Source organism: Parapusillimonas granuli (genome assembly GCF_013416525.1).
Classification (GTDB): Bacteria; Pseudomonadota; Gammaproteobacteria; order Burkholderiales; family Burkholderiaceae_B; genus Parapusillimonas; species Parapusillimonas granuli.
Map to the genome: position 1 here is coordinate 365,387 of NZ_JACCEM010000001.1, position 13,921 is coordinate 379,307.

General features: G+C 64.1%; 7 protein-coding genes. 1 reads left to right on the plus strand and 6 read right to left on the minus strand.

The features are described from left to right. Nucleotides 1–5: 5 nt before the first annotated feature. On the plus strand, nt 6–1,991 hold the full coding sequence (locus tag H0A72_RS01745) for a CHASE2 domain-containing protein (protein WP_180153247.1): 1,986 nt from the start codon (nt 6–8) through the stop codon (nt 1,989–1,991). Between the two features lie 6 nt (nt 1,992–1,997). Here H0A72_RS01745 and H0A72_RS01750 read toward each other — a convergent pair whose 3' ends face one another. From H0A72_RS01750 to rplA, 6 genes are all read right to left on the minus strand, one after another. Beyond that, nucleotides 1,998–3,371: a GGDEF domain-containing protein gene (locus H0A72_RS01750; RefSeq protein ID WP_180153249.1), complete on the minus strand. Its 1,374-nt coding sequence runs from the start codon at nt 3,369–3,371 to the stop codon at nt 1,998–2,000. 94 nt (nt 3,372–3,465) lie between these two features. After that, nucleotides 3,466–7,716 (minus strand): DNA-directed RNA polymerase subunit beta', encoded by a 4,251-nt coding sequence (rpoC, locus tag H0A72_RS01755; RefSeq protein ID WP_180153251.1) that lies wholly within the window; start codon nt 7,714–7,716, stop codon nt 3,466–3,468. After that, nucleotides 7,716–11,828: a DNA-directed RNA polymerase subunit beta gene (gene rpoB / locus H0A72_RS01760; RefSeq protein WP_180153252.1), complete on the minus strand. Its 4,113-nt coding sequence runs from the start codon at nt 11,826–11,828 to the stop codon at nt 7,716–7,718. The genes rpoC and rpoB overlap by 1 nt, the downstream gene beginning before the upstream one ends. A 159-nt stretch (nt 11,829–11,987) precedes the next feature. Beyond that, nucleotides 11,988–12,365 (minus strand): 50S ribosomal protein L7/L12, encoded by a 378-nt coding sequence (gene rplL / locus H0A72_RS01765; RefSeq protein WP_180153254.1) that lies wholly within the window; start codon nt 12,363–12,365, stop codon nt 11,988–11,990. Nucleotides 12,366–12,443: 78 nt separating this feature from the next. After that, nucleotides 12,444–12,968 (minus strand): 50S ribosomal protein L10, encoded by a 525-nt coding sequence (gene rplJ / locus H0A72_RS01770; protein WP_180153256.1) that lies wholly within the window; start codon nt 12,966–12,968, stop codon nt 12,444–12,446. Between the two features lie 256 nt (nt 12,969–13,224). Continuing rightward, nucleotides 13,225–13,920 carry a 50S ribosomal protein L1 gene (gene rplA / locus H0A72_RS01775; protein ID WP_180153258.1) on the minus strand — a complete coding sequence of 232 codons (696 nt, stop codon included), beginning with the start codon at nt 13,918–13,920 and terminating at the stop codon, nt 13,225–13,227. Nucleotide 13,921 lies beyond the last annotated feature (1 nt).

Below are 13,921 nucleotides of genomic sequence, written 5' to 3' on the forward strand. Positions count from 1 at the left end.
GCCGCATGACGCCGACCAGCCACGAGCCCGGCGCCGACTTCTGGGGCAACCTGGATCGCCGCATCCAGGCCGAATGGCTGCTCGTCACGCTGGCCCTGCTGTCCCTGACCTTCGCGCTGGCCTGGTATGGCGCGCCCCTGGGGCTGGCCAGGCTGGACCACGCCTTTTACGACAAAACCCTCGCCGCGTCGGTGCGCGGCGTGCATGACGACCGCATCGTCATCGTCGCCATCGACGACGGCAGCATCGAGAAGCTGGGCTATTGGCCCTGGCGGCGCGCGCTGCACGCGCGCCTGCTGGACCGGCTGCGGCATGCCCGGGTGGTGGGGCTGGATATCGTGTTCAGCGATCTCAATCCCTCCTACCCCGACGATGACGATCTTCTGGCGCGAGCCATCGCGCGGCACGGCCGGGTCGTCCTGCCGCTGGTCGTGGACGGGCCCAGGAAAACGGCGGCCCCGCCGCTGCCGCCGCTGTCGCGCGCGGCGGCAGCCAAGGGCTACATCAATGTCTATCCCGATGAAGACGGCGTGATCCGTTCACTGACGCTGCGCCAGGCCTTGGCCGACGGCACGCCGGTCGACCATTTCGTGCCGGCCATGCTCGCCGTCGCCGGGCAGCCCGTGGAATACGGCAAACGGGCGGGCGACCGGCGCCTGATTCCATACGCGGGCGCGCCGGGGCATTTTCGCCTGTACCCGTATTCGGAAGTGCTGTCCGGCGCCATCCCCGAAGAAGTATTCCGGGACAAGCACGTCATCGTGGGGTCCTGGGCCTCCGGCCTGGGCGACGCCTTTCCCACGCCCTTGTCGCATGACGGCGAGGCGATGTCCGGTGTGGAGATACTGGCCAACGGCCTGCAAGCCGCCATGAACGACAGCTGGATCGCCGAGCCCGCGCGCTGGCAGGCGGCGATACTGGCCTGCCTTCCGGTGCTGCTCGCCTGCGCGGCCCTGCGCCGGCTTTCGCCCAGCAAGGCCTTCCTGGCTTCGCTGGCGGTGCTGCTGCTGATCTTCACCGGCAGCTGGCTGGCCCTGCGTTTCGGCCAATTGTGGGTGCCTTTCACCGCCAGCCTGGTCGGCGTCGCGCTGGCCTACCCCGTTTGGGGCTGGCGCAGCCAGGAAGCCGCCCTGCAGCACATCGACCGTGAACTCAACGCCTTGAATCAAGAGCGCAGACGCCTGGACGGCGGCTTGCCGGCGCGGTCCAAGCGTTACGGCCGCACCTTGTCGGCGCGCATCAGCCTGCTGCACGACACGGTCGCGCAATTGCGCCGGGCCCGCAGCAACCGCGAGGAAACCCTGCGCTTTCTTTCGCACGACATGCGGGCGCCGCAAAACTCCATACTCGCCCTCACCGAGCTGCAATCGCATCCCGACAGCGCCTTGCCTCAGGACGAGCTGCTGCGGCGCATCAACAGCTGCGCCCACAAGACGCTCATCCTGGTCGACGGCTTCGTGCAGCTTGCGCGGGCGGAAGCCGCGTCGATGAGCCGGCACCCCGTCAACCTGGTCGAGCTGGTGACCCAGAGCTGCGAAAGCTATTGGGCGTCCGCCAGGAACAAGAACATTTCGATCGAGTTCCACGACACGCCGGACGAAGCATGGACGCGCGGCGACGGCGTGCTGCTGCAAAGAGCCTGGGACAACCTGCTGGACAACGCCTTGAAATACAGTCCGCCGGACACGGCCATACACTGCGGCATACGGGCGAAGGGCGCGTCGTGGGAGCTCAGCATCCGGGACCACGGTCGCGGCATGACCGACGCGCAGCGCCAGGCGCTGTTTCGGCCGTTCATCCGGTTCGACGAGGACAGCGCCGGCAATCCGGCCGGAGCCGGGCTGGGCCTGGCCTTCGTCAAGACCGTCATAGAACGGCACGAGGGCGCCATCGCCGTGGCCGCGGCCGCCGGCGGCGGCACGCTGTTCACCATTACGCTGCCCGGGGATCCAGACGCCCCGGAAGGCCCGGCCGCCCCGGCGTCGGCTTAAGCCGGCTCAGCCCGACACCCGGTTGCGGCCGTCGCTCTTGGCCAGGTAGAGCGCATCGTCCGCCTTGCGCAGCGTACGCATGTAGTCGGGGTGGCCGTCATGCATGGCCATGCCGATGCTCACGGTGACCCGCAAGCTGCGCTCCTGCGGCAAGCGGAACCCTTCCCGCTCGACCGCCTTGCGCAGCTTTTCCGCCACGCGCAGCGCCGCCTCCTCCGTGGTGTCCACCATCAGCAGCAGGAATTCTTCGCCGCCCAGCCGGAAGGCGTAGTCGCCCGCGCGTATCAGGTTGTTGATCAGGGCGGCGAACTGCTGCAGGACGAGGTCGCCCGCCTCGTGGCCGTATTGGTCGTTGATGGACTTGAAGTGGTCGATGTCGATGGCCAGCACCGCAAAGCGCGTGTTGCTGCGGCGGGCATAGGCGACTTCCTTCGCCATGACCACGGACAGGAACTTGCGGCTCAGCAAGCGGGTCAGGGCGTCGCGGCCGGATTCCAGTTCGCTGTGCTGCTCGAACAGCCGTTCCAGATGGAAGCCGATGGTTTTAGCCTGCTCGCGCAGGGCGCGCAGATGCTGCAGCCGGGCCGCGCCGTCCTGCATGGGCGCCGCGCTGCCCAGGGGCAGGAGCACCTCGTCGATATGCTGCATGGCGTTCTGGATGGACGCGGTTTCCGGCGCGCCGCCGAATGCGTGCGAGCCTTTATGGCGGAACCACAGGCCGAATTCCGATGCGCCTATCTTTGGCAGCTGGCTGGCGCTGTGCCCCATCGCCTGCTCGAACATGAGCTGGTTTTCCCAGTCCAGCAAAGCGGCGCGCTGGCGCTCTTTTTCCGCGGCCACGTTCTGCGCCACGGAAAACAGCCGGTAGGATTCCTCGGCCCTGGAATTGCGGTCATGAGACGAGGCATAGGCCGCGCTCATGCTTTCCATGGCCAGGTCCATCATTGCATTGACCAGGGACTGGGCTTCGTAGCGCTCCGCATCGGCCAGGCCGCCGTCGCGCGCGATGACCGCGGCCATTCCCGCCTTCAGCTTGCGCGCGCCGTGCAGGACCACGTGCATGGGGACGTCGACGCGGGCGTGGATGTCGCCGACCCGCGACTGGTAGGCCATCACCGCCCGCCAGTCCCTGTCTTCGCCGTGATGGAACAGGTCGCATATCCAGTCCTGCATGGAGGCGTGCAGGCGAGTCTTCACCTGCTCGTGCGAAAGGAATTGCGCGGCAAGCTTGTCCCGCATCATTTCGCCATAAAAGAAATCGGCGAGCTCGCGCTTGTGCGTCTGCGCCAGCCTGGAGACCTTCTCGCGCAGCGCCGCCGAATACCTCGACGACAACTGCTCCCACTCGGCCGGTACGGCATCCGTCAGGAGTTGGTCCATTGCTCTCTTCCTTCCGTTGGTGATGTGCGCTTCCGCGTCCCGATGTGAAAAACGCCAGGCTCACGCCTGGCGTTTTCTTGGCCGCTCTTGCGGATCAGTCAGCCGAAACGTCGTTCCCGTTGCCGGCAGCGGGGACTTCGTGCGCCTCGGCCGCAGGTTCGGCGGACGGAGTGTCCTCGAACGGATTGGCCATGGCGCGCGCCGCCTGGCGCTCGGCCGCCTCGTGGGCTTCCTTCTCCTTGCGGGCCATGTGGTAGGACATGCCCGTCCCGGCGGGAATCAGGCGCCCGACGATCACGTTTTCCTTCAGGCCGCGCAAGTCGTCGCGTTTGCCCATGATGGCGGCTTCCGTCAGCACGCGGGTGGTTTCCTGGAAGGACGCCGCCGAGATGAACGAATCGGTCGACAAGGACGCCTTGGTGATGCCCAGCAGCACGTTCTCGTACGTGGCCGGTATCTTGCCTTCGGCTTCCATGCGGTCGTTTTCGTTGAGCAGCTCGGAGCGCTCCACCTGTTCACCGGTAATGAAGCTGGTGTCGCCCGGATCGACGATGTTCACGCGGCGCAGCATCTGGCGCACGATCACTTCGATGTGCTTGTCGTTGATCTTCACGCCCTGCAGGCGGTAAACGTCCTGGACTTCGTTGACCACGTAGCTGGCCAGCCGCTCGATGCCCTGCAGGCGCAGGATGTCGTGCGGATCGGCCGGCCCGTCGACGATCATTTCGCCCTTGTTCACCACCTGGCCGTCATGCACCAGCACCTGCTTTTCCTTGGGAATCAGGAATTCGTGGCTGATGCCGTCCATGTCGGTGATGACCAGGCGCTGCTTGCCCTTGGTGTCCTTGCCGAAGGACACCGTGCCGGTGACGTCGGCCAGCATGCCGGCGTCCTTGGGCGAGCGGGCCTCGAAGAGCTCGGCCACGCGCGGCAGACCCCCGGTGATGTCGCGGGTCTTTTGCGATTCTTGCGGAATGCGCGCGAGAATCTCGCCGACCGACACCTGCTGGCCGTCGCGCACGGTGATCAGCGCGCCGACGGGGAAGGAGATGTTCACCGAGTGATCCGTGCCCGCGATCTTGACCTCTTCGCCGGCTTCGTTCACCAGCTTGATCTGGGGGCGCATCATGGTCTTGCCGCTGCGCGACTTGGGCGTGATCACCACCAGGGTCGACAGGCCGGTGATTTCGTCGACCTGCTTGGCGACGGTGACGCCTTCCTCGATGTTCTCGAAGCGGACCTGGCCGGCGTACTCGGACACGATGGGCCGGGTGAGCGGATCCCAGCTTGCCAGGCGCTGGCCGGCCTTGACGACGTCGCCGTCGCCCACGGCGATGGTGGCGCCGTAGGGGATCTTGTGGCGCTCGCGTTCGCGGCGGTTGTCGTCGAAGATGACGATTTCACCCGAGCGGGAGATTGCGATGCGTTCGCCCTTGGCGTTCGTGACGTAGCGCAGGCCGATGGCGAAGCCGATGGTGCCGGCCGACTTGGTCTCGACCGAGCTGGCCATGGCGGCGCGCGACGCGGCCCCCCCGATGTGGAAGGTGCGCATCGTCAGCTGCGTGCCGGGCTCGCCGATGGACTGGGCGGCGATCACGCCCACGGCCTCGCCGCGGTTGACCAGCGTGCCGCGGCCCAGGTCGCGGCCATAGCAGTGGGCGCACAGGCCGTGGCGCGTTTCGCAGGTGAGCGGCGTGCGGATCTTGACCTCGTCGACGCCGATGCTGTCGATGAGTTCGACCAGGTCCTCGTCCAGCAGCGTGCCGCCGGGCACCGCGGTTTCCTGGGTGTCGGGGTTGACGATGTCGACGGCGGTGACGCGGCCGAGAATGCGGTCGCGCAGAGGCTCGATGACCTCGCCGCCTTCGACCAGCGCCTTCATGGAATAGCCGCGCGTCGTGCCGCAGTCTTGCTCCGTGATGACTAGGTCCTGGGTCACGTCGACCAGGCGGCGGGTCAGGTAGCCCGAGTTCGCCGTCTTCAGCGCCGTGTCGGCCAGGCCCTTGCGCGCGCCGTGCGTGGAAATGAAGTACTGCAGTACGTTCAGCCCTTCACGGAAGTTCGCGGTAATGGGCGTCTCGATGATGGAGCCGTCGGGCTTGGCCATCAGGCCGCGCATGCCGGCCAGCTGGCGGATCTGGGCGGCGGAACCGCGCGCGCCGGAGTCGGCCATCATGTAGATGGAGTTGAAGGATTCCTGGCGCACTTCCTCGCCATGGCGATTGATGACGGGCTCGGTGGCGAGCTGTTCCATCATGGCCTTGCCGACCTTGTCGCCGGCCTTGCCCCAGATGTCCACCACGTTGTTGTAGCGTTCCTGCGCCGTCACCAGACCGGACGAATACTGCTTGTCGATCTCTTTGACTTCCTTGCTGGCCTGGGCGAGGATGTCGTCCTTCACCGTCGGGATCAGCATGTCGCTCATGGCGATGGAGATTCCGCCGCGCGTGGCGAGGCGGAAGCCCGACTGCATCAGCTTGTCGGCGAAGATCACCGTGGCGCGCAGGCCGCAGCGGCGGAACGACTGGTTGATCAGGCGGGAGATCTCTTTCTTCTTCAGCGGGCGGTTCAGCACGGAAAACGGCAGCCCCTTGGGCAGGATTTCCGAAAGCAGGGCGCGGCCGACCGTGGTCTCGAAGCGCTTGATCTGCGCGCGCCATTCGCCGTGCTCGTCCTTCTCGTATTCGTTCAGGCGCACGGTGATGCGGGTCTGCAGCTCGACTTCGCCGTTGTCGTAGGCGCGCTGGACTTCCGCCACGTCGGTGAAGAACAGGCCTTCACCCTTGCCGTTGATGCGCTCGCGCGTCGTGTAGTACAGGCCCAGCACGATGTCCTGGGACGGCACGATGGACGGTTCGCCGTTGGCCGGGAACAGCACGTTGTTGGACGCCAGCATGAGGGTGCGGGCCTCCAGCTGCGCTTCCAGCGACAGCGGGACGTGCACGGCCATCTGGTCGCCGTCGAAGTCGGCGTTGAACGCCGCGCAAACGAGGGGATGCAGCTGGATGGCCTTGCCTTCGATCAGCACGGGCTCGAACGCCTGGATGCCCAGGCGGTGCAGCGTGGGCGCCCGGTTCAGCATCACCGGGTGCTCGCGGATGACTTCTTCGAGAATGTCCCAGACCACCGGTTCCTGGCTTTCGACCAGCTTCTTGGCCGCCTTGATGGTGGTGGCCAGGCCCATCATTTCCAGGCGATTGAAAATGAAGGGCTTGAAGAGTTCGAGCGCCATCAGCTTGGGCAGGCCGCACTGATGCAGCTTGAGCTGCGGACCCACCACAATGACCGAACGGCCGGAGTAGTCGACGCGCTTGCCCAGCAGGTTCTGGCGGAAGCGGCCGCTCTTGCCCTTGATCATGTCGGCCAGCGACTTCAGCTGACGCTTGTTGGCGCCCGTCATGGCCTTGCCGCGGCGGCCGTTGTCGAGCAGCGAATCCACCGATTCTTGCAGCATGCGCTTTTCGTTGCGCAGGATGATGTCGGGCGCTTTCAGCTCGAGCAGGCGCTTGAGTCGATTGTTGCGGTTGATGACGCGGCGATACAGATCGTTGAGGTCGGAGGTGGCGAAGCGGCCGCCGTCCAGCGGCACCAGCGGACGCAGGTCCGGCGGCAGCACGGGCAGCACTTCCATGACCATCCACTCGGGCTTGATGCCCGACTTCTGGAAGCCTTCCAGCACCTTGAGGCGCTTGGAGATCTTCTTGATCTTGGCGTCGGAGGCCGTCGCCTTGAGTTCGGCGCGCAAGGCCTCGACGTCGCGGTCGATGTCGATGGTGCGCAGCAGTTCGCGCACGGCTTCCGCGCCCATGAGCGCGTGGAAGTCGTCGCCGTACTCTTCGGTCTTGGTCAGGTAGTCGTCGTCGGACATGATCTGGCCGCGCTTGAGCGGCGTCATGCCCGGTTCGATCACGCACCATGCCTCGAAGTACAGCACGCGTTCGATGTCGCGCAAGGTCATGTCGAGCACCATGCCCAGGCGGGACGGCAGGCTCTTCAGGAACCAGATGTGCGCGACGGGGCTGGCCAGTTCAATGTGGCCCATGCGCTCGCGGCGCACCTTGGCCACCGTGACTTCGACGCCGCACTTCTCGCAAATGACGCCGCGGTGCTTCAGGCGCTTGTATTTGCCGCAAAGGCATTCGTAGTCTTTGATGGGGCCGAAGATCTTCGCGCAGAACAAGCCGTCGCGCTCGGGCTTGAAGGTGCGGTAGTTGATGGTCTCGGGCTTGCGCACTTCGCCGTAGGACCACGACCGCACTTTCTCGGGCGAGGCGATGCCGATCTTGATGGCATCGAATTGTTCGTCTTGCGAGACTTGCTTGAATAGATCGAGTAGCGCTTTCATTATTTACGCTCCAAATCCATGTCCAGGGACAGGGACCTAATTTCTTTCACCAGAACGTTGAACGACTCGGGCATGCCGGCGTCGATGACGTGGTCGCCCTTGACGATGTTCTCGTATACCTTGGTCCGGCCGGAAATGTCGTCGGACTTGACGGTAAGCATTTCCTGCAGCGTGTACGACGCGCCGTAGGCTTCGAGCGCCCAGACTTCCATCTCGCCGAAGCGCTGTCCGCCGAACTGCGCCTTGCCGCCCAGCGGCTGCTGAGTGACCAGGGAATACGGACCAGTAGAACGCGCATGCATCTTGTCGTCAACCAGATGGTGCAACTTGAGGTAGTGCATGTAACCGATGGTGACGGGGCGCTCGAACTGCTCGCCGGTGCGGCCGTCGAACAGCCAGGCCTGCGTGCGGTTCTCGGTCAGGTTCAGGCGCTTGGCGATCTCGTCGGGATAGGCGAGTTCGAGCAGTTGCCCGATTTCCTCTTCCGTCGCGCCGTCGAACACCGGGGTGGCGACGGGCAGGCCGTTCTTCAGGTTGTGAGCCATTTCGATGACCTCGTCATCGGTGAGCCCGTCGATGCGCGCACCGCTGCCGGTGGTGTTGTAGACTTTCTCGAGGTAGGCGCGCACTTCCTTGACCTGCGCCTGCTTTTCTTCGTCGAGCATCTCGGCGATGCGATTGCCCACGCCCTTGGCGGCCCAGCCCAGGTGGACTTCCAGCACCTGGCCCACGTTCATCCGCGAAGGCACGCCCAGCGGGTTCAGGACGATGTCGGCCGGCGTGCCGTCGGCCATGTGCGGCATGTCTTCCACCGGCGTGATGCGGGAAACCACGCCCTTGTTGCCGTGGCGGCCAGCCATCTTGTCGCCGGGCTGCAGGCGCCGCTTGACGGCCAGGTAGACCTTGATCATCTTGAGCACGCCGGGGGGCAGTTCGTCGCCCTGGGTCAGCTTCTTGCGCTTCTCCTCGAAGGCCAGGTCGAACTGATGGCGCTTGTGCTCGAGCGATTCCTTGGCTTGTTCAAGGACGATGGCGTGGGCTTCGTCCGCCAGGCGGATGTCGAACCACTGCCAGCGGTCCATGTCGTCCAGGTAGTCGCGCGCGATGGTCGAGCCCTTGGCCAGCTTGCGCGGGCCGCCGTTCACCGTCTTGCCGACCAGGAACTTGCCGATGCGGTCGAAGGTGTCGTCTTCGACGATGCGCAGCTGGTCGTTCAGGTCCTGGCGGTAGCGGCGCAGTTCGTCATCGATGATGGACTGCGCGCGCTTGTCGCGCTCGATGCCTTCGCGGGTGAACACCTGCACGTCGATCACCGTGCCGACCATGCCCGAGGGCACGCGCAGCGAGGTGTCTTTGACGTCGGAGGCTTTCTCGCCGAAGATTGCGCGCAGCAGCTTTTCTTCGGGCGTCAGCTGGGTTTCGCCCTTGGGCGTGACCTTGCCGACCAGCACGTCGTCGGCGCGGACTTCCGCGCCGATGTAGACGATGCCCGAATCGTCCAGGCGGTTCAGCTGGGTTTCGGCCAGGTTGCTGATGTCGCGCGTGATTTCTTCCGCGCCAAGCTTGGTGTCGCGCGCGACGACGGTGAGCTCCTCGATGTGCACCGAGGTGTAGCGGTCGTCGGCGACGATTTTTTCGGAGATGAGGATGGAGTCCTCGAAGTTGTAGCCGTTCCAGGGCATGAACGCGATCAGCATGTTCTGGCCCAGGGCGAGTTCGCCCAGGTCGGTCGATGCGCCGTCGGCCAGCACGTCGCCGCGGGCGACGCGGTCGCCGCGCTTCACGATGGGCCGCTGGTTGATGTTGGTGTTCTGGTTGGAACGGGTGTACTTGATGAGGTTGTAGATGTCGACGCCGACCTCGCCCGCGACGTTTTCGTCGTCGTTGACGCGGATCACGACGCGCTCGGCGTCGACGTGGTCAACCACGCCGCCCCGGCGCGCCTGCACGGTCGTGCCCGAGTCCACGGCCACCGTGCGCTCGATGCCGGTGCCGACCAGCGGCTTTTCAGGACGCAGGCAAGGCACCGCCTGGCGCTGCATGTTGGCGCCCATGAGGGCCCGGTTCGCGTCGTCGTGTTCGAGGAAGGGAATGAGCGATGCGGCCACCGACACGATCTGCGACGGCGCGACGTCCATGTAGTGCACGTTGCTGGGCGCGGTCAGCATGGTTTCGCCGGCCTGGCGGCAGGCCACCAGGTCGTCGATGAAGCGGCCGGATTCGTCGAGCGCGGCGTTGGCCTGGGCGATCACGTAGTTGCCTTCCTCGATGGCGGACAGGTAGTCGATCTGGTCGCTGACCTTGCCGTCGATGATCTTGCGGTACGGAGTTTCCAGGAAGCCGTATTCGTTCAGCTGCGCGTACAAGGCCATCGAGTTGATCAGGCCGATGTTCGGGCCTTCCGGGGTCTCGATGGGGCAAACGCGGCCGTAGTGGGTCGGGTGCACGTCGCGGACCTCGAAGCCGGCGCGTTCACGCGTCAGGCCGCCCGGGCCCAGGGCCGAGACGCGGCGCTTGTGCGTGATCTCGGACAGCGGGTTGGTCTGGTCCATGAACTGCGACAGCTGGCTGGAACCGAAGAACTCCTTGATGGCCGCGGAAATCGGCTTGGAGTTGATCAGGTCGTGCGGCATCAGGTTTTCGGTTTCGGCCTGGCCCAGGCGTTCCTTGACGGCGCGCTCGACGCGCACCAGGCCGGCGCGGAACTGGTTCTCGGCCAGCTCGCCCACGCAGCGCACGCGCCGGTTGCCCAGGTGATCGATGTCGTCGATCTGGCCGCGGCCGTTGCGCAGCTCGACCAGCACCTTGATGGTTTCAAGGATGTCTTCGTTGGTGAGCGTCATGGGCCCGGTGATGTCTTCACCCCGGCCCAGGCGGCTGTTGACCTTCATGCGGCCCACGCGCGACAGATCGTAGGTTTCGTCGCTGTAGAACAGGCGCTGGAACAGGGCTTCGACGGCGTCTTCGGTGGGCGGCTCGCCGGGACGCATCATGCGGTAGATGGCGACGCGCGCGGCCATCTGGTCCACGGTCTCGTCGGTGCGCAGCGTTTGCGAAATATAGCCGCCGCGATCCAGCTCGTTGATGTAGAGCGTCTGGATTTCGCGGATGTTGGCGACGCGCATGTCGGCCAGCAGGCCTTCCGTGATCTCGTCGTTGGCATTGGCGATGATTTCGCCGGTTTCGGGATTCACCACGGTCTTGGCCAGCACGCGGCCGATCATGAAGTCTTCGGGCACGGACACGTGCTCGATCTTGGCGGCGGCCAGATCACGCAAATGCTTGGCGTTGATGCGCTTGTCCTTTTCGACGATGACCTTGCCGTCGCGGTCGGTGATGTCGAAATGGGCGACCTCGCCCTTCCAGCGCTCGGGAACGAATTCCAGCATCCCGCCTTCGTTGAGGATCTCGAAGTTGTCGAACTCGAAGAAATAGGCCAGGATGGCCTCGGGCGTCATGCCGATGGCCTTGAGCAGGATGGTGACCGGCATCTTGCGGCGGCGGTCCACCCGGAAAAACAGCACGTCTTTGGGGTCGAATTCGAAGTCGAGCCAGGAGCCGCGGTAGGGAATCACGCGAGCCGAGAACAGCAGCTTGCCCGAACTGTGCGTCTTGCCGCGATCGTGCTCAAAAAACACACCGGGCGAGCGATGCAGTTGCGAAACGATCACACGCTCGGTACCATTGATGACGAAGGAACCCGTTTCGGTCATGAGCGGAATTTCGCCCATGTAGACTTCCTGCTCTTTCACTTCCTTGACGGTAGGCTTGCTGACCTCGCGGTCCATCAGCACCAGGCGCACCTTGGCGCGCAGGGGCGAAGCGTAGGTCAAGCCGCGCAGTTGACATTCCTTGACGTCGAACACAGGGTCGCCGAGCACGTAGCTGACAAACTCGAGGCGAGCCATCTGGTTGTGGCTGACAATGGGGAAAACCGAAGTGAAGGCCGCTTGCAGGCCTTCTTCTTTGCGTTTGGAAGGTGTAGTATCCGCCTGCAGAAATGTTTTGAATGATTGCAGTTGAGTCGCCAAAAGGTAAGGGACGTCCTGGACGTCTTCACGCTTGGCGAAGCTCTTGCGTATGCGCTTTTTTTCGGTATACGAATAAGGCATGAGCACTCCGACTCGAGGTTACATGGGCCGTCAACCACGGCCCTGGTTTACGACTCCAGAAAACCCGACTCGCGGCGGCTCTGCGGCGCAAATAGCGGGTTTTCTGGAAACGCAAAAGCCCGGGAAGGCCGAAACCTCCCCGGGCAGGCAGAAAAAGTCTTACTTGAGTTCGACTTTAGCGCCGGCTTCTTCAAGCTTCTTCTGAGCGGCTTCGGCGTCAGCCTTGGCCAGGCCTTCCTTGACGGGCTTCGGTGCGCCGTCCACCAGGTCCTTGGCTTCTTTCAGGCCCAGGCCGGTGATTTCGCGAACCGCCTTGATCACGCTGACCTTGTTGGCGCCGACTTCGGCCAGGACAACGGTGAACTCGGTTTGCTCTTCGACTGCAGCGGCGGCGGCAGCGGCGGGAGCCGCGACGGCCACGGCGGCGGCGGCAGCCGACACACCGAATTTGTCTTCCATTTCCTTGATCAGTTCGGACAGCTCGAGCACGGTCATGCCGGCGATCGCGTCAAGGATTTCAGCTTTGCTTAATGCCATTTTTAAGAACTCCAGATATATGTATAAATGCCAGGGTTGGGTGTCGCTCGATACGACGAAGCCTCGAAGGCGAACCGCTTATGCGGCTTCCTTTTGATCGCGAACGGCAGCAAGGCCGCGAACGAACTTGGTCGGAACTTCGTTGAGCGTACGCACAAATTGCGTGACGGGTGCTTGCATGGTACCCATCAGTTTCGAGAGCAACTCTTCGCGGGAAGGCATCGTGGCCAGGGCCTGGACGCCTTCGGTACCCAGGATGCTGTTGGGCAATGCCCCACCCTTGATTACCAGCTTGTCGTTGGTCTTTGCGAAACCGGCAAGTACTTTGGCTGCCGAGACCGGATCGGCGCTGATGCCATAGATCAGCGGACCGGTCAGCTGAGCGGCGAGCTCCTCGTAGGGAGTTCCCGACACAGCGCGGCGAACCAGCGTGTTCTTGAGAACACGCAGATACACGCCCGACTCACGCGCAGTTTTGCGCAATACGGTAGCGGAGGCGACGTCCAGACCACGGTACTCGGCGATAATGATCGATTGGGCCTTTGCGACTTCCGCGGCGACTTCCTCGATGACTACCGCTTTCTCTTGACGATTGAGACTCACGGTTTGAACACTCCATCAAACGACGCTCGGGAGGCTCCCTTGCGTCAACCGAATGCGGCGCACCTGGTCGAGTTCTTAGACAACAAGAATTCTTCCATGGGCGCCGTCTGCGCTGGAATCAAGTCTTCGCAGGCTTGAAATTAAGCCCTGTTCCGAAACAATTGAACCGTTGTCGGAATGGAGCTCCAGCGGTCTTTGACAGCAGCGCCTGGGAAATTCCAGGCACGGCCCAAAGTTCTTTACTACTCAGGCCTGATCAGGCCTGCAGGGATGCAATCTCAACGCGCGCGCCGCCGCCCATGGTGGACGAAACGGCCAGTTTGCGCAGGTAGATGCCCTTGGCGGCAGCGGGGCGCGCCTTGTTCAGGGCTTCGACCAGCGCAGCCAGGTTGGTTTGCAATTGTTCGACGTTGAACGACGCGCGGCCGATGGTGGCATGAATGATGCCCGCCTTGTCGGTGCGGTACTGGACTTGACCGGCCTTGGCGTTCTTGACGGCCGTGGCGACGTCGGGGGTGACCGTGCCGACCTTGGGATTGGGCATCAGGCCGCGGGGACCGAGCACCTGGCCCAGGGCGCCGACGATGCGCATCGTGTCGGGGGATGCGATCAGGATGTCGAAGTCGATCTGGCCGCCCTTGATGGTTTCGGCCAGGTCTTCCATGCCGACGATGTCGGCGCCGGCGGCCTTGGCCGCTTCCGCCTTCTCGCCCTGGGCGAAGACGGCGACGCGCACGCTCTTGCCGGTGCCGGCGGGCAACACCACCGAACCGCGCACGAGCTGGTCGGACTTCTTGGGATCGATGCCGAGCTGAACCGCGACGTCGATGGATTCGTCGAATTTCGCGGTGGCGGTTTCCTTGACCAGGGCCAGGGCTTCCGCAACCGGGTAGAACTTGCTGCGATCGATCTTGGCGGCAATTGCGGCCGCGCGCTTGGACAACTTAGCCATG